The sequence below is a fragment of the Pseudomonas sp. genome, assembly GCF_030696055.1.
Classification (GTDB): domain Bacteria; phylum Pseudomonadota; class Gammaproteobacteria; order Pseudomonadales; family Pseudomonadaceae; genus Aquipseudomonas.
Genome location: NZ_JAUYNP010000308.1, coordinates 1 through 15,209 on the forward strand (window position 1 = coordinate 1; position 15,209 = coordinate 15,209).

A 15,209-nucleotide genomic window follows, 5' to 3' on the forward strand; every position below is an offset into this window, starting at 1 on the left:
TACGCCCACTAGGCCTTGGTTTACCCGGCCCGCAGAGCGCCTAAGATGGCTCCAGAATAAAAACATCTGGAGCCACCATGCCCTTTACGACCGCGCCCTTCGCCGCCCTGCTGATCGCCAACCGTGGCGAGATCGCCATTCGCATCGCCCGCGCCGCCGCCGAGCTGGGTATTCGCTCGGTGGCGGTGTATGCCGAAGACGATGCCGCCTCCCTGCACCTGCGCCAGGCCGACAGCCTGCTGATACCCCGCCGGTAGAAAGGCTGCTGCCTCCCCCACACAACCCGCATCAAGGAATGAGCATGGCTCTCGATAACGCGGCAATTCAGTTGATCAAGCAAAGCGCTGCGGCCATCAAGGGGCAATCAGCGGAAATAAACCGGTTGGTTTATCAAAACCTGAACCAATACCACCCAACCGCCTATGCCCTCTTGCAGCGGGCCGGATTGCCGCCACTGGCCAGTATCGTGGCCAGCTATGCGGCCAGCATCGACAACCTTGAGCCCTTCCTCAAGCACGCGCCGAAGATTGCCCAGGTGCATCACCGGATCGACCTGCAGGAAGAGCACTTCGAGATGGTGGCCAGCGCACTGTTCACCGCCTTTCGCCAAGTTCTGGATCGAGAAACCCTGTGCGACGCCGCCATCCAGGCCTGGCGCAGCGCTTATGAGCAGTTGGCGAACACCTTGATCAGGCTGCAGAGAGAACTCCAAACCGCGGTGCTGTAACCCGCCCCCAGTATCCTTCAGCCAGCGAGTCATGCCATGTTCCAAGCCCTGCTGATCGCCAACCGTGGCGAGATCGCCATCCGTATCGCCCGTGCCGCCGCCGAGCTGGGCATTCGCTCGGTGGCGGTGTACGCCGAGGACGATGCCGCCTCCCTGCATCTGCGCCAGGCCGACAGCGCGGTGGTGCTTAAGGGCCGTGGAGTGCCGGCCTATCTGGATATGGATCAGCTGATCGCCATCGCCCAGACCGAAGGCTGCGAGGCGGTGCATCCTGGCTATGGCTTTCTCGCCGAAAACGCCGAATTCGCCCGCCGCTGCCAGGCCGCCGGCCTGTGCTTTATCGGCCCGCTGCCTGAGGTACTGGAACTGTTCGGCGACAAGGCCGCCGCCCGCGAGTTGGCCGAGCGTTGCGACGTGCCGCTGGTGGCAGGCAGCAACCGCGCGATCAGCCTGGACGAAGCCCATGGCTTTCTGCGCAGCTTGGGCGACGGCGGCGCGGTCATGCTTAAGGCCCTGGCCGGCGGCGGTGGCCGCGGTATGCGCCCGGTGTTCAGCGCCACTGAGCTGGACGAAGCCTTTGCCCGTTGCCAGTCGGAAGCCCGCGCCGCCTTTGGCAATGACGCGCTGTATATCGAACAACTGGTGCGCCACGCCCGGCATATCGAAATCCAGGTGCTAGGCGACAGCACGGGCGTGGTGAGCCATCTATGGGAACGCGACTGCAGCCTGCAACGGCGTCAGCAGAAGCTGGTGGAAATCGCCCCCAGCCCGGACCTGCCTGCGGCTACTCGCGAGCGCATGATAGCCGCGGCGCTCAAGCTGGCCGGCGCGGCGCAGTATCAGGGCCTGGGCACCTTCGAATTTCTGCTGGATGCCGAGCAGCCCGAGCGCTTCTACTTTATGGAGGCCAACCCGCGCATCCAGGTCGAACACACGGTCACCGAGCAGGTCACAGGTGTCGATCTGTTGCAGACCCAACTCAGGCTGGCCGCCGGCATCTCCCTGAGCGAGCTGGGTTTGCTCACGCCGCCGGCCCTTAATGGCTGCGCCGTGCAACTGCGGATCAACCTGGAAAGCATGGGCGCCGATGGCAGCACCCGCCCGGCCGTCGGCACCCTGACCGCCTACGAGCCGCCCAGCGGGCCGGGCCTGCGGGTGGATGGCTACGGCTACGCTGGCTACCCGGTCAGCCCCAGCTACGACTCGCTGCTGGCCAAACTGATCGCCCACGGCCCGGACTACCCCAGCGCCCTGCGCCGCGCCTACCGCGCCCTGTGCGAATTCCGCCTGGAGGGCGTGGCGAGCAACCTGCACCTGCTGCAGAACCTGCTGCGCTTGCCGCAGGTCGCGACTTATCAGCTGACGACGCGCTTTGTCGAAAGCCAGCTGGCGCAACTCTTGGCTCCCCAGCAGCAGGCCCATCCCCATAGGTTTTTTGCCGGTGCCCAGGCCACCGCGCAGAGTGCGCAACCCTCGATCGATGCCCCGCCCGGCTGTCTGCCGCTTAATACCCCCAGCAGCGGCGTGCTGGTCAGCCTGGAGGTGGCCGAGGGCGATGCCGTGGCCGTCGGCCAGAGCATCGCCGTGCTGGAGGCGATGAAGATGGAATTCGTGGTCAAGGCCAGCCACAGCGGCATAGTCCTCGCCCTGACGGTGCAGCCCGGCAGTGCCATCGGTAAAGGCCAGCCGCTGCTGTTTATCGAGCCGGCCGAAGTCGACGGCACGCACAGCCATAGCGAACAGAGCCTGGACCTCGCGTATATCCGCGCGGACCTGGCCGAAGTGCTCGAACGCCACGCCATCACCCGCGACGAACGCCGCCCGCAGGCCGTGGCCAAGCGGCGCAAGACCGGCCAACGCACGGTGCGGGAGAATCTCGCCGAACTGCTGGATGACGGCAGTTTCAGCGAATACGGCGCCCTGGCCCTGGCCGCGCAGCGCCGCCGGCGTTCGCTGGAAGAGCTGATCGAACTGAGCCCGGCCGATGGCCTGGTGGCCGGCATCGGCACGGTCAACGCAGCTACCTTCGGCAGCCAGGCGGCGCGCTGCATGGTCATCGCCTACGACTACACGGTATTCGCCGGCACCCAGGGGGTGATCAACCACAAGAAGACCGACCGCATGCTCGGCCTGGCCGAGCAGTGGCGCCTGCCCCTGGTGCTGTTCGCCGAAGGGGGTGGCGGGCGGCCGGGCGATACCGATTTCGTCGGTGTGGCCGGACTGGACTGCCATACCTTTGTCGCTATGGCTCGGTTGTCCGGACTCGTCCCTACAGTTGGGATAGTCTCCGGGCGCTGCTTCGCCGGCAATGCCGCCCTGCTCGGCTGCTGCGATGTGATTATCGCCACGCAAAACGCCAGCATAGGTATGGCCGGCCCGGCGATGATCGAAGGCGGCGGCCTGGGTAGCTTCAAGCCCGAGGAAGTCGGCCCCGTCAGTGTGCAGGGGCCGAATGGGGTGATCGACGTGCTGGTGGCCGATGAAGCCGAGGCGGTGCGGGTGGCCAAGCAGTATCTGAGCTATTTCCAGGGCCCACTCAACGATTGGCAATGCGCCGATCAACGCCAGTTGCGCCACCTGATCCCGGAAAACCGCCTGCGCGTGTATGACATCCGCCAGGTGATCGACACCCTGGCCGACAGCGGCTCGGTGCTGGAACTGCGTCGCCAGTTCGCCCCCGGGCTGATCACTGCCTTTATCCGCATCGAAGGCAAGCCCTTCGGCCTGCTGGCCAATAACCCCGCGCACCTGGGCGGCGCCATCGATGCCGTGGCCGGCGACAAGGCCGCGCGCTTTATGCAGCTGTGCGACGCCTTCGATATCCCGTTGCTGTCGCTGTGCGACACCCCCGGCTTTATGGTCGGCCCGCAGGCGGAGCAGCAGGCCACGGTGCGTCACGTATCGCGCATGTTCCTCGCCGCCGCCAGCCTGACGGTGCCGTTCTTCACAGTGGTGCTGCGCAAGGGCTACGGCCTCGGCGCCCAGGCCATGGCCGCCGGCAGTTTCCATTCGCCGCTGTTCACCATCGCCTGGCCCAGCGCCGAATTCGGTGCCATGGGCCTGGAAGGCGCGGTGCGCCTGGGCTTTGCCAAGGAACTGGCGGCCGTGGAAGATCCCGGCGAACGCCAGCAGCTGTTCGACAAGCTGGTGGCCAAGGCCTACCAGAACGGCAAGGGCATCAATATGGCCAGTTTTCTCGAGATAGACGCGGTGATCGACCCGCTGGAGACCCGCGCCTGGCTGCTGCGCGGGCTTAATGCGGTACCACAGCCAGCGGCGCGCACGGGCAAGAAGCGCAGCGTCGATAGCTGGTAACCCAGCCGCAAGCGGCAAGCCTCAGGCTGCAAGTCAAAGCGCCCTGCTTGCAGCTTGTTGCTTAAAGCTTATGGCTACTTTCAGGTAAACTGCCGCATCTTTTGCACCTATAACGATCTGCCTGATGCCGACGACCTTCCACGCGATTCCCCGTGAGCGCCCGCTGACGCCCCTTTTAGACCGCGCCAACACGCCGGACGAGCTACGCCGTCTGGGCGAGGCCGAGCTGGAAACATTGGCCGACGAGCTGCGTCAGTACCTGTTGTATACGGTCGGGCAGACTGGCGGGCATTTCGGCGCGGGCCTGGGCGTGATCGAGTTGACCCTGGCCCTGCATTACGTCTTCGATACCCCGGACGACCGCCTGGTGTGGGATGTCGGCCACCAGGCCTATCCGCACAAGATTCTCACCGGGCGCCGCGAACAGATGGCCAGCCTGCGCCAGAAGGACGGCATCGCCGCCTTCCCGCGCCGCTCGGAAAGCGAGTACGACACCTTTGGCGTCGGCCACTCCAGCACCAGCATCAGCGCGGCCCTGGGCATGGCCATAGCGGCGCGCATCCAGGGCAGCAAACGCAAGGCCGTGGCGGTGATAGGCGACGGCGCGCTGACCGCCGGCATGGCCTTCGAGGCGCTCAACCACGCCAGCGACGTCAACGCCAATATGCTGGTGATACTCAACGACAACGACATGTCGATCTCCAAGAATGTCGGCGGCCTGTCCAATTACCTGGCCAAGATCCTCTCCAGCCGCACCTACGCCAGCATGCGCGAGGGCAGCAAGAAGATCCTCTCGCGCCTGCCCGGTGCCTGGGAGATCGCGCGCAAGACCGAGGAGCACGCCAAGGGCATGCTGGTCCCCGGCACACTGTTCGAGGAACTGGGTTGGAACTATATCGGCCCCATCGACGGCCACGACCTGCCGACCCTGCTCGCCACCCTGCGCAATATGCGCGACCTGGAAGGCCCGCAGTTCCTCCATGTGGTGACCAAGAAGGGCAAGGGCTTCGCCCCGGCCGAAGCCGACCCGATCGGCTACCACGCCATCACCAAACTGGAGCCGATCAACGCGCCAGCAGCCCCGCTCTCTATCCAGAAGCGGGCCTCCGGCCCTAAATATTCCAGCGTATTTGGCCAGTGGCTATGCGATATGGCCGAACAGGATGGGCGTTTGGTCGGCATTACCCCGGCGATGAAGGAAGGCTCGGACCTGGTGGCCTTTAGCGAGCGCTACCCGCAGCGTTACTTCGATGTGGCCATCGCCGAGCAGCACGCGGTGACCCTGGCCGCCGGCATGGCCTGCGACGGCGCCAAGCCGGTGGTGGCGATCTACTCCACCTTCCTGCAGCGCGCCTACGACCAGCTGATTCACGACGTGGCCGTGCAGCACCTCGATGTGCTGTTCGCCATCGACCGCGCCGGCCTGGTCGGCGAAGACGGCCCGACCCACGCCGGCAGCTTCGACCTCGCCTACCTGCGCTGCATCCCCGGCATGCTGGTGATGACCCCCAGCGACGAGAACGAACTGCGCCGCATGCTGACCACCGGCCACCTGTTCGATGGCCCGGCGGCGGTGCGCTACCCCCGCGGCAGCGGCCCCAATGCGCCGATCGAGCCGGGCCTCGCGCCGCTGGAAATCGGCAAAGGCCTGATCCGCCGCCAGGGCCAGAAGGTCGCCCTGCTGGTATTCGGCGTGCAACTGGCCGAAGCCCTCAAGGTTGGTGAAACACTCGGTGCGACGGTAGTGGATATGCGCTTTGTCAAACCCCTGGACGAAGCCCTGGTGCGCCTGCTGGCGGCCAGCCACGAGCTGCTGGTGACCATCGAAGAGAACAGCATCATGGGCGGCGCCGGCAGCGCGGTCAGCGAATTCCTCGCCCGCGAGAATATCCTCCAGCCGACGCTGCACCTGGGCCTGCCCGACTACTACGTCGAACACGCCAAACCGGCGCAGATGCTCGCCGAATGCGGCTTGGACGAGGCCGGCATCGAAGCCGCGGTGCGCGCCCGCCTCAACCAGATGGGCAGATAAGCGCCGTTTATCCAGATAGGTGTTGAACCTTTGTCGGGTGGCCACCTAGGTTGGGCTGAGGCGCGCAGCAACGAAGCCCAACGGCGATGGTTCGGACGCCCCCTCCTTACCGACTGACACCTTGTTGGGCTTCGCACAGCTCAGCCCAACCTACGATCTGGTGCATCAACAGACCGCTGAGGAACGTCGACGAGGCGGTCGATACCGTTTTAAACGCCCTATCTTTTACCAAGAAAGGCAACGCAGGTAGTTCTTCAACAGCCTGTTAGCTGAGCTGGCGGGGAATACGGTAGAGGTACAGCAGGACGACGCTGGACAGCGCCAGGAGGATCAGGGGAATGGCTTCCAGGCCGGCGAACACCGCAAAGGCGGCAATCCAGGCGGGCAAGCCGGCGCCGAGAAAGGCGATGCGCCGAGTGCGCGCCAGTTCGAGCCAGGCATCATGTTCCGCGGGGCTATTCAGGGCACGCTCGGTGGCGATCAAGGCGCGCTTGTAGGCGCTGAACAGCGGCAGGCTGACGAACATCGAGGCCAGGCCGGCGATAAACAGCGGCATGCTCAGCATGCCGGTGGGCTGGTCCGCACCGAACAGCAGATTAAGCACAAACAGCGGCGCCAGGGTCAGCCCCAGTTGCCGCCACCAGGCCAACTCCAGGCGCCGGCGCACTTCGCTGCGGGTCACAGACTTTCCTCGACCTCTGCCTGGTGCAGGCTGCCGAGCATATGCCCGAGCTTGCCGGCCTTGGTCGCCAGGTACTTCTTGTTGTGCGGGTTGTGATCGATCTGTAGCGGCACGCGGGTCGCCACATGGATGCCCATATCACCCAGGGCCTTGACCTTGCGCGGGTTGTTGGTCATCAGCTTGAGTTCCTTGATGCCCAGGTGCTCGAGCATCGGCAGGCAGATCGCGTAGTCGCGCTGGTCGGCGCCGAAGCCCAGACGCTCGTTGGCTTCCACGGTATCGGCGCCGCCATCCTGCAACTCGTAGGCGCGGATCTTGTTCAGCAGGCCAATGCCACGGCCTTCCTGACGCAGATACAGCAGCACGCCGCGGCCTTCGGCGGCAATCGCACGCAACGCCGCTTCGAGCTGGAAGCCACAATCGCAACGCAGGCTGAACAGGGCGTCGCCGGTCAGGCATTCGGAATGCAAACGGCCCAGCACGGGGGCGCCATCGGCCACATCACCGAAGGTCAACGCAACATGTTCCTTGCCGCTACCCTGCTCGAGGAAGCCATGCATGGTGAACACGCCAAAGGGCGTAGGCAGCTGGGAGGCGGCGACAAACACGACGGACACCGGATGCTCCTAAAAAGAGAGATGGGCAGAAAATAATCAGGTCGGCATTGTAACAGCAGGCCTCGCCAGCGGGTCAGCCTGAATTACCGATGATAAGGATCGGACAAGCTGCAAGCTGCAAGCTGCAAGCTGCAAGCAAGGAGCATGCGCCCGGGCTTGCGATTGAGCGCTTATAGCTTGAGGCTTGAGGCTTGAGGCTTGAGGCTTACCGCTATTGTTAGTACTTCGCCTCCAGCACCAGCAAATCCTGCTCCACACGCCAGCCGACCCGACTGAGAAAGCTCATGCCGAGCAAGGCCTCGGTGGGGGAGCCGCCTTCCAGCACCACGGCTTCGACGCCTACCACTTCCAGCTCGCCGACCTTGACCCGGCCGAGCGTGACTTGCCAGCCGCGCGCCGTGCCGCTGGCGGTGCTGACTTGCAGCGGCCGTCCGGTCGCCCGGTAGTCGATGCCCAGGCTGCGCGCATGGCCCTCATTCAGGGCCACCGAGGTCGCCCCGGTGTCCACCAGAAACTGCACGGGATGGCCGTCCACCGAACCGGCGATCCAGTAATGCCCGCCAACCCCCTTGGCCACGCTGAATTGCTTCTTCTGCGGTGCGCTAAAGCCTTCGCTGTATTCACGACTGAGGCTGTAGCTGCGCTCCACGCCATCGACCCGCAGTACCGCGCCACGACTGTCGGCGCTGACCACCTGCACGCCGCCCGGGCCGGTCTGACCGACCTTGACCAACTTGCGCTGGCCATCCACATTCAGCACCGCCGCCCCCGGGAACAGGCCAACCACCTGCACCTGGGGCGCCGCCCAGGCCCAGCTGGCGGACAACAGCGCCAGGCTCAAGCTAATCAGTTTAAAACCCTGCATAGGCTTTCTCGTCGCGATTATTCGAAGGGATAAGGCTGCTGCCAGCGTTTGAAGATCGCGCGCAAACTGCCCTGCTCCAGTAAAACATCCATGCGCTGGTCGTATAACCCAGCCAGTGCCCTGCCCCGTGGATTATCGGCAAAACCCAGATAAATCGGCAGCGAGGTGAGCGCGGTGGCGCGGTAACGGCCCGGCTCCTTCGCCGTGCTCAGCACATCCTCGATTTCGGTGATGGCATCGATATAAAAGTCGGCATGCCCTTGGTCGAGCATGCCCAGGATACCGCTACGGCGAAGCACTTCGCGGTACTGCCGCAAATTGGGCAGATAACGCTGGTACTCATAACCGCGCATCCACACCAGACGAAACTCGCCGAGCGTGGCCAGGCTAGGTGGCGGCTTGTCCACCAGGCCGAGGGCGGCGATCTGGTCGGTATCGTAAGGCCGGCGCGGGTAAAACACCCCTTTATCGACCTCATTGAGGTAGGAACCCACCCAGGCATCCGCCTCGCCACGCTGTACCAGGCCGATGGAACGGGTATAGGGCACGCTCTGGATCTGCAGCTTGACCCCGGCGGGCTCGAACACCAAACGCAAGATATCCCAGGCCAGGCCGGTGCCATCGGCATGGGTATGCCCCTCCCACACATCGCTGGCGATACGGATATGTTCCGGCACCGCGCTATCGGCCTGCACGCCGCAGCAGACCAGTAGTGCAGACAACAACAGCGAACAGCAGCGGCCCATATACGACCTCTTAGCTATCACCCAAGCAATGCTGTCGCCAGTCCATTGGCCCAAGCCCAGACGCAAGCCTGCACAACCATCCAGGCGAACACGCCGGCCAACAGATCGTCCAGCATGATACCGACCCCGCCCTGCACATGGCGATCGATCCAACTGATCGGCCACGGCTTGAGAATGTCGAACAGACGGAACACTAAAAAGCCTAGCAGTAACCAGCCCCACCCGACGGGGGCCAGCCACAGGGTGATCCAGATGCCGACGAACTCATCCCAGACTATGCCTGGGTGATCATGCACGCGCAGGTCATGGGCCACCTTGTCGCACAGCCAGATACCGAACAGGCTGCCCAGCACCAGCACCGCCCCGTAGCCCCAGTGCGGCAGCAACTGCAGCAGCGGCACAAAGGCCAGGCCAACCAGGGTGCCCCAGGTACCCGGCGCCTTGGGCATGGCCCCCGAGCCTAAACCGAAGGCCAGAAAGTGCCAGGGATTGCGCCATACGGAGGCAGGCGTACGGCGCACGCCGACTGGAGCAGAATGATCAGTCACTGGAAGCCTCGAAATGTTGATAACCGCTATGCGCCGCCTGGACTGGCGCGCCATCGGCGTCCAGCAGCCACACCCCCTGGCCCGCCGCGACCCGGCCTATCACCCGCAGCGGCCAGCCTGCGGCCTGCAAGTCGGCCAGGTATTGGGGCGGCAGGGTAAAGGCCAGGCGGTAGTCATCGCCACCACTTAACGCGCATTCATAGGCCGTTGGCGTATCGACAAAGGCCTGCAGCGCCGCCGACAGGGGCACCCGCGCCTGTTCGATCAGCAGGGCCACGCCAGATGCGGCGGCGATATGCCCGCAATCGGCCAGCAGCCCATCGGAAATATCCAGCGCCGCCGTGGCCTTGCCGCGCAGCGCCAGACCTAGCTCGAGCTGCGGCACTGGCGACCAGTAGCGCGCCAGCAGCGGCTCGGCTATTGCCGGCTCGGCCTGGCGTTGGCCCAGCACCAGCGGTAAGGCGCCGGAGGCATCACCCAGTTCACCGCCGACACAGAGCAGATCGCCGACCTGCGCGCCGGCACGGGTCAACGCCTGCCCCTGGGGTACTCGGCCAAAGACCGTGAGGGTCAGGCTCAGCGGGCCGCGGGTGGTATCGCCGCCGATCAGGCGGATCGCGCACTGCTGCGCCATCCGATCGAGGCCACGGGCGAAGGCTTCCAGCCAGTCCGCTTCGGCACTGGGCAAGGTCAGGGCCAGGGTAAAACCTAGGGGGGTCGCGCCCATGGCCGCCAAGTCGCTGACCGACACGGCCAAGGCGCGCTGGGCCAGCAGGAAAGGATCGGGAGATTCGGGGAAATGCACCCCGGATACCAAGGTGTCGGTGGAGATGGCCAGCTGCTCGCCAGCCGGCAATTCCAATAACGCGCAGTCGTCGCCAATGCCCAGGGCCACGCCTTCGCCGGCCCGCGCACAGGACGCGGCGGCGAAGTAATGACGGATCAGCTCGAACTCACCCATGAGATGGCAACGATCTGCTGCGCGTCGGCCCTGCTGCGTTGTAACGACCAACGGGAGTAACAGCCGAAGGCTGGCCCGAAGGGTGAGCGGAGCGAGTCAAAGCAGGCTCGAAATGCTCATGTGCTACAGCACACTCCGCTTCCTCGCCTGCTTTAGCCTTGCAGGACTCTAGCTCGCAAGATCGTAAATCAAGCATCCAAAAAGACCTTAACGCTTGTTCGCGCGGACTTCATCAGCCCGCAGACGCGGCGCCAGCTTGTCCAGCACGCCGTTGACGAACTTGTGCCCGTCGGTGGCGCCGAACACCTTGGCCAGCTCGATGCCTTCGTTGATCACCACGCGATAGGGAATATCGATGCGGTTCTTCAGCTCGTAGGTCGACAGACGCAGAATCGACAGTTCGACCGGGTCGATTTCCGCTATGGGGCGGTCCAGCAGGGGCTCGAAGGCGCCATCGATCTCGCTCTTCTGCCGCGGCACACCGTGCAGAATCTCGTGGAAGTAGGCACCGTCCACCGTGCTGAAATCGTTATCGACGCGAAACTGCGCCTCGATTTCGTTCAGCTGCTGCCCGGCCATGTGCCAGGAATACAGCGCCTGCATGGCCAGGGAGCGCGCCTGACGGCGCGCGAGGGTCTTGCCGCTGGGTGCCTTGGGGCCTTTCGGCGCTTGCGGCTTGTCGTTCTGGCTCACTTGGCCTCCAACTGCGCCAGCAGGCTGACCATTTCCAGGGCGGACAGTGCAGCTTCCGCGCCTTTGTTGCCGGCCTTGGTGCCGGAACGTTCGATGGCTTGTTCGATGGAATCCACGGTCAGCACGCCAAAGGCCACCGGCACGCCGAATTCCATGGACACCTGGGCCAGGCCCTTGGTGCATTCGCCGGCGACGTATTCGAAGTGCGGGGTACCACCACGGATCACCGCGCCGAGGGCGATGATCGCCGAGTAGATGCCTTGCTGGGCGACTTTCTGCGCCACCAGCGGAATCTCGAAGGCACCCGGGGCGCGGATGATGCAGATGTCGCTTTCGCTCACACCATGGCGCACCAGGGCATCAACGGCGCCGCTTACCAGGCTTTCGACCACGAAGCTGTTGAAGCGGCCAACCACCAGGGCAAAGCGGCCCTTGGGGGCAATAAAAGTACCTTCGATGGTCTTCAGGGTCATAGCGAATCTCGTCTGTATTAAAGAGCCGGGCCGCCAGTGGCGACCCTTGGGATTATTTAGAGGGCAGGTATTCTACAACTTCCAGGTCGAAACCGGATATTGCATTGAACTTCATCGGCGAGCTCATCAGGCGCATCTTGCGCACGCCGAGGTCACGCAGTATCTGCGAGCCGGCACCGACCGTGCTGTAGGTGGTCGGGTTGACCACTTTCGCCTCGTGCCCCAACTGCCGCTCCAGGTGCGCCAGCAGGTCCGGGCCGGTCAGCGGGTTGCCCAGCAGCAGCACCACGCCGCTGCCGTCCTTGGCCACTTCGGCCATGGCCGCGCGCAGGCTCCAGCGCCCCGGCTGCTTGACCATAAACAGGTCGCGCAACGGGTCCATATTGTGCACCCGCACCAGGGTCGGCTCCTCGGCGCAAATCTCGCCCAGGGTCAGGGCCATATGCACGTCGTTCTCCACCGAGTCGCGGTAGGTCACCAGATTGAACTGGCCCAGCTCGCTGTCGAGCACCTGCTCGCTGACGCGCTCGACGGTGCGCTCGTGGATCAAGCGGTAGTGGATCAGGTCGGCGATGGTGCCGATCTTGATGCCGTGCAGCGCCGCGAACTCTTCCAGTTCGGGGCGCCGGGACATGGTGCCGTCGTCGTTCATGATCTCGCAGATCACCCCGCTCGGCTCGAAACCGCCCATGCGCGCCAGGTCGCAGGCCGCTTCGGTGTGGCCGGCGCGGGCCAGCACGCCGCCGGGCTGGGCCATCAGCGGGAAGATATGGCCGGGACTGACAATATCGTCGGCCTTGGCATGCTTGGCCGCGGCCGCCTGCACGGTACGCGCGCGGTCGGCGGCGGAGATGCCGGTGGTCACGCCCTCGGCCGCCTCGATGGAGACGGTGAACTTGGTGCCGAAGCCGGAACCGTTGCGCGGCGCCATCAGCGGCAGCTTGAGGGTTTCGCAGCGCTCGCGGGTCATCGGCATGCAAATCAGGCCGCGGGCGAAACGCGCCATAAAGTTGATATGTTCGGCGGTCACGCACTCGGAAGCGATGATCAGGTCGCCTTCGTTCTCGCGGTCCTCGTCATCCATCAGGATGACCATCTTGCCGGCGCGGATGTCTTCGATCAGTTCTTCGACGCTATTCAGAGCCATGCTGGCGATTCCTTATTTGTTCAGGTAGCCGTGTTCGGCGAGAAAACTTTCCGTCATGCCCGAGGCTTTCGGTTCGGCGGCTTTGTCACCGAGCAGCAGGCGCTCCAGGTAACGCGCCAGCAGGTCCACCTCGAGGTTGACCGGCCTTCCCGGGCGATAGTCGAGCATGATGGTCTCGGCCAGGGTGTGCGGCACTATGGTCAATTCGAACTCGGCGCCGTTGACCGCATTGACGGTCAGGCTGGTGCCATCGACTGTGATCGAGCCCTTGTGGGCGATATATTTGGCCAGCTCGCGCGGCGCGCGGATGCGGAACTGCACGGCGCGGGCGTTATCGGCGCGGGCGATGATTTCACCGACGCCGTCCACATGGCCGCTGACCAGATGGCCGCCGAGGCGACTGGTCGGCGTCAGGGCCTTCTCCAGATTGACCTGGCTACCGGCCTTGAGGTCGATAAAGGCGGTGCGCGCCAGGGTCTCGCGGCTGACGTCGGCCCAGAAGCCGTCGCCCGGCAACTCCACGGCGGTCAGGCACACGCCGTTCACCGCGATGCTGTCGCCGAGTTTGACGTCGGCGAGATCCAGCTTGCCAGTTTCCACATAGACCCGCACATCGCCGCCCTTGGGGGTCAGCGCACGGATGCTGCCAATGGCTTCGATAATTCCGGTAAACATCAGGCCTCCCCTAATCGCGACTTGCCGCCCGGAGCACAAGCCCCGCTGGCGGAAAGAAAAGCATAAGACATCACTACGCACTCCTGTTTGCAGACAAACAGGGCGTTTGGGATCGATAGGGATTTCACAGGCGCAGACCAGCCGCGCCCTTGGAGGGAATCCCGCTCTCTCTTTATCCGGACTCTAACCGTCGGCCCCGGAATCACACCGAGTCTGCTGACCTTGCCTTGGCTATTCACATAACCAGCACAAGCGCTCGCGGGCTAGATGCTTTGCACACCATTACCGCCGGTGGGGAATCTCACCCCGCCCTGAGAACGTTACGACCACCGAGATGGCCGAGACGCGTTTTACCACAATTGCCGCCGCCCTGCATGACCAAGCGAGCGCATGAATAATCCTCGATTATGCAACCGGCTGTGGCACCGCGATAATCCGCCAGTCATCGCCGATCGCGCGCATTTCGACGATTTTCAGCGCCGGCGCCTCGGCCATGCGCGCCAACGGCAGATCGAGCAAGGGCCGCGCATTGGAACCGAGCAGTTTGGGCGCGACGAATAACTGGTACTCGTCGACCAAGCCCAGGCGGGTAAAGGCGCCAGCCAGGCGCGGGCCGGCCTCGACCAGCACTTCGTTGGCGCCCCGCGCCGCCAGCTCAATCAGCAGTTTGCGCAGATCGACATGGCCGCTGCTGCCGGGCACGGCCAACAGCTCGTGGCCATCGTCCAGGTAGCGGTCGCGGGCAGAGGCCGCCGCGCAGGTCGCCACCATGGCCGGGCCGGCCTGAAAGAACGGTACCGTCAGCGGCACGCGCAAACGCCCATCGACCAATACCCGCAGCGGCGGCCGGGTCACGGCCAGGGCGGTCAGCTCGGCGCCCAGGCCCAGTTCTTCGGGGCGCACGGTCAGCCGCGCGTCATCGGCCAGCACCGTGTCGGCACCGGTCAATACCACGCTAGCGCGGGCGCGCAAACGCTGCACCGCGGCGCGCGCGGCCGGCCCGGTGATCCACTGGCTTTCGCCGCTGGCCATGGCGGTGCGGCCGTCCAGACTCATCGCCAGCTTGACCCGGACGAACGGCAGGCCCTGCTCCATCCGCTTGATAAAACCGGCGTTGAGCGCCCGCGCCTCGGCCTCCAGCACGCCGCTATGCACCGCGACACCGGCATGCATCAGGCGTAGCAGGCCATTGCCGCTGACTTGGGGATTGGGGTCCTGCATGGCCGCGACCACCCGCACTATGCCGGCTGCGATCAGCGCATCGGCGCAGGGCGGCGTGCGGCCGTGGTGGCTGCAGGGTTCCAGGGTGACGTAGGCGATAGCGCCGCGGGCCTTGTCGCCGGCCTGGCGCAGCGCATGCACTTCGGCATGGGGCTCGCCGGCGCGGGCATGCCAACCTTCGCCGACAATCTGCCCAGCGCGCACTATCACGCAGCCAACCCGCGGATTCGGATGGGTGGAATACAGGCCTTTGCGGGCCAGCTCCAGGGCGCGGGCCATACAGGCGTGATCGGAGGTCATCATCAGCCTTGGACAGGTTCGCGGGACAGGCGGTCGATTTCCTCGCGGAATTCGTTGAGGTCCTGAAAGCGCTTGTACACCGAAGCGAAGCGGATATAGGCCACTTCATCGAGCTTCTGCAGCTCGCCCATGACCAGCTCGCCCAGCACCAGCGACTTGATCTCGCGCTCGCCGGTGGCGCGCAGCTTGTGCTTGATATGGGCGATG

General features: G+C 64.6%; 15 protein-coding genes, 1 pseudogene and 1 riboswitch. Of the genes and pseudogenes, 4 read left to right on the top strand and 12 right to left on the bottom strand.

The features are described from left to right. Nucleotides 1-77 precede the first annotated feature (77 nt). From Q8Q83_RS18615 to dxs, 4 genes and pseudogenes are all read left to right on the top strand, one after another. A pseudogene (locus Q8Q83_RS18615) lies at nucleotides 78-242 on the top strand (biotin carboxylase N-terminal domain-containing protein); the annotation flags it as partial. Nucleotides 243-301: 59 nt separating this feature from the next. Then, a complete protein-coding gene (locus Q8Q83_RS18620; protein ID WP_305625620.1) occupies nucleotides 302-727 on the top strand; it encodes a globin domain-containing protein in 426 nt (141 codons plus the stop codon). Nucleotides 728-763: 36 nt separating this feature from the next. Beyond that, a complete protein-coding gene (locus Q8Q83_RS18625) occupies nucleotides 764-4,042 on the top strand; it encodes a carboxyl transferase domain-containing protein (RefSeq protein WP_305625621.1) in 3,279 nt (1,092 codons plus the stop codon). Nucleotides 4,043-4,166: 124 nt separating this feature from the next. Then, a complete protein-coding gene (dxs, locus tag Q8Q83_RS18630) occupies nucleotides 4,167-6,074 on the top strand; it encodes a 1-deoxy-D-xylulose-5-phosphate synthase (protein WP_305625622.1) in 1,908 nt (635 codons plus the stop codon). A gap of 265 nt (nucleotides 6,075-6,339) precedes the next feature. Here the strand turns inward: dxs and Q8Q83_RS18635 are convergent, their stop codons facing one another. From Q8Q83_RS18635 to Q8Q83_RS18690, 12 genes are all read right to left on the bottom strand, one after another. Continuing rightward, a complete protein-coding gene (locus Q8Q83_RS18635) occupies nucleotides 6,340-6,756 on the bottom strand; it encodes an MFS transporter (RefSeq protein WP_305625623.1) in 417 nt (138 codons plus the stop codon). Continuing rightward, a complete protein-coding gene (ribA, locus tag Q8Q83_RS18640) occupies nucleotides 6,753-7,373 on the bottom strand; it encodes a GTP cyclohydrolase II (protein ID WP_305625624.1) in 621 nt (206 codons plus the stop codon). Before ribA ends, Q8Q83_RS18635 begins: the two co-directional genes overlap by 4 nt. Nucleotides 7,374-7,590: 217 nt before the next feature. Further along, complete coding sequence (locus Q8Q83_RS18645) at nucleotides 7,591-8,238, bottom strand: TIGR02281 family clan AA aspartic protease (protein WP_305625625.1); 648 nt, start codon at nucleotides 8,236-8,238, stop codon at nucleotides 7,591-7,593. A 17-nt stretch (nucleotides 8,239-8,255) separates the two neighbouring features. Next, entirely contained in the window at nucleotides 8,256-8,984 is a 729-nt protein-coding gene (locus Q8Q83_RS18650; protein ID WP_305625626.1) for an ABC transporter substrate-binding protein, read from the bottom strand. Nucleotides 8,985-9,001: 17 nt separating this feature from the next. Continuing rightward, a complete protein-coding gene (locus tag Q8Q83_RS18655) occupies nucleotides 9,002-9,532 on the bottom strand; it encodes a phosphatidylglycerophosphatase A (RefSeq protein ID WP_305625627.1) in 531 nt (176 codons plus the stop codon). Then, the gene (gene thiL, locus Q8Q83_RS18660; protein ID WP_305625628.1) at nucleotides 9,525-10,493 is read right to left on the bottom strand and encodes a thiamine-phosphate kinase; all 969 of its coding nucleotides are present in this window, start codon (nucleotides 10,491-10,493) and stop codon (nucleotides 9,525-9,527) included. The genes Q8Q83_RS18655 and thiL overlap by 8 nt, the downstream gene beginning before the upstream one ends. Before the next feature lie 207 nt (nucleotides 10,494-10,700). Further along, nucleotides 10,701-11,186, bottom strand: a complete 486-nt coding sequence (gene nusB, locus Q8Q83_RS18665) for a transcription antitermination factor NusB (RefSeq protein WP_305625629.1) — start codon at nucleotides 11,184-11,186, stop codon at nucleotides 10,701-10,703. Then, the gene (gene ribE / locus Q8Q83_RS18670; RefSeq protein WP_305625630.1) at nucleotides 11,183-11,659 is read right to left on the bottom strand and encodes a 6,7-dimethyl-8-ribityllumazine synthase; all 477 of its coding nucleotides are present in this window, start codon (nucleotides 11,657-11,659) and stop codon (nucleotides 11,183-11,185) included. The genes nusB and ribE overlap by 4 nt, the downstream gene beginning before the upstream one ends. A gap of 52 nt (nucleotides 11,660-11,711) precedes the next feature. Beyond that, a complete protein-coding gene (ribBA, locus tag Q8Q83_RS18675) occupies nucleotides 11,712-12,806 on the bottom strand; it encodes a bifunctional 3,4-dihydroxy-2-butanone-4-phosphate synthase/GTP cyclohydrolase II (RefSeq protein ID WP_305625631.1) in 1,095 nt (364 codons plus the stop codon). A gap of 12 nt (nucleotides 12,807-12,818) precedes the next feature. Next, the gene (locus tag Q8Q83_RS18680; RefSeq protein ID WP_305625632.1) at nucleotides 12,819-13,481 is read right to left on the bottom strand and encodes a riboflavin synthase; all 663 of its coding nucleotides are present in this window, start codon (nucleotides 13,479-13,481) and stop codon (nucleotides 12,819-12,821) included. 159 nt (nucleotides 13,482-13,640) lie between these two features. Further along, nucleotides 13,641-13,804: riboswitch (FMN riboswitch) on the bottom strand. An 82-nt stretch (nucleotides 13,805-13,886) separates the two neighbouring features. Continuing rightward, nucleotides 13,887-15,005, bottom strand: coding sequence for a bifunctional diaminohydroxyphosphoribosylaminopyrimidine deaminase/5-amino-6-(5-phosphoribosylamino)uracil reductase RibD (gene ribD, locus Q8Q83_RS18685; protein ID WP_305625633.1), 1,119 nt, complete (start codon nucleotides 15,003-15,005; stop codon nucleotides 13,887-13,889). Beyond that, on the bottom strand, nucleotides 15,005-15,209 hold a 205-nt coding region (locus tag Q8Q83_RS18690; protein WP_371132437.1), incomplete at its 5' end, for an ATP cone domain-containing protein. The genes ribD and Q8Q83_RS18690, both read right to left, overlap by 1 nt.

Bases quoted from the DNA above. Each gene is read 5' to 3' on its own strand.
- thiL (WP_305625628.1), bottom strand. From the start codon at position 10,493: ATGGGTGAGTTCGAGCTGATCCGTCATTACTTCGCCGCCGCGTCCTGT.
- ribD (WP_305625633.1), bottom strand. From the start codon at position 15,005: ATGATGACCTCCGATCACGCCTGTATGGCCCGCGCCCTGGAGCTGGCC.
- Q8Q83_RS18650 (WP_305625626.1), bottom strand. From the start codon at position 8,984: ATGGGCCGCTGCTGTTCGCTGTTGTTGTCTGCACTACTGGTCTGCTGC.
- Q8Q83_RS18645 (WP_305625625.1), bottom strand. From the start codon at position 8,238: ATGCAGGGTTTTAAACTGATTAGCTTGAGCCTGGCGCTGTTGTCCGCC.
- ribE (WP_305625630.1), bottom strand. From the start codon at position 11,659: ATGACCCTGAAGACCATCGAAGGTACTTTTATTGCCCCCAAGGGCCGC.
- ribBA (WP_305625631.1), bottom strand. From the start codon at position 12,806: ATGGCTCTGAATAGCGTCGAAGAACTGATCGAAGACATCCGCGCCGGC.
- Q8Q83_RS18625 (WP_305625621.1), top strand. From the start codon at position 764: ATGTTCCAAGCCCTGCTGATCGCCAACCGTGGCGAGATCGCCATCCGT.
- Q8Q83_RS18680 (WP_305625632.1), bottom strand. From the start codon at position 13,481: ATGTTTACCGGAATTATCGAAGCCATTGGCAGCATCCGTGCGCTGACC.
- dxs (WP_305625622.1), top strand. From the start codon at position 4,167: ATGCCGACGACCTTCCACGCGATTCCCCGTGAGCGCCCGCTGACGCCC.
- Q8Q83_RS18620 (WP_305625620.1), top strand. From the start codon at position 302: ATGGCTCTCGATAACGCGGCAATTCAGTTGATCAAGCAAAGCGCTGCG.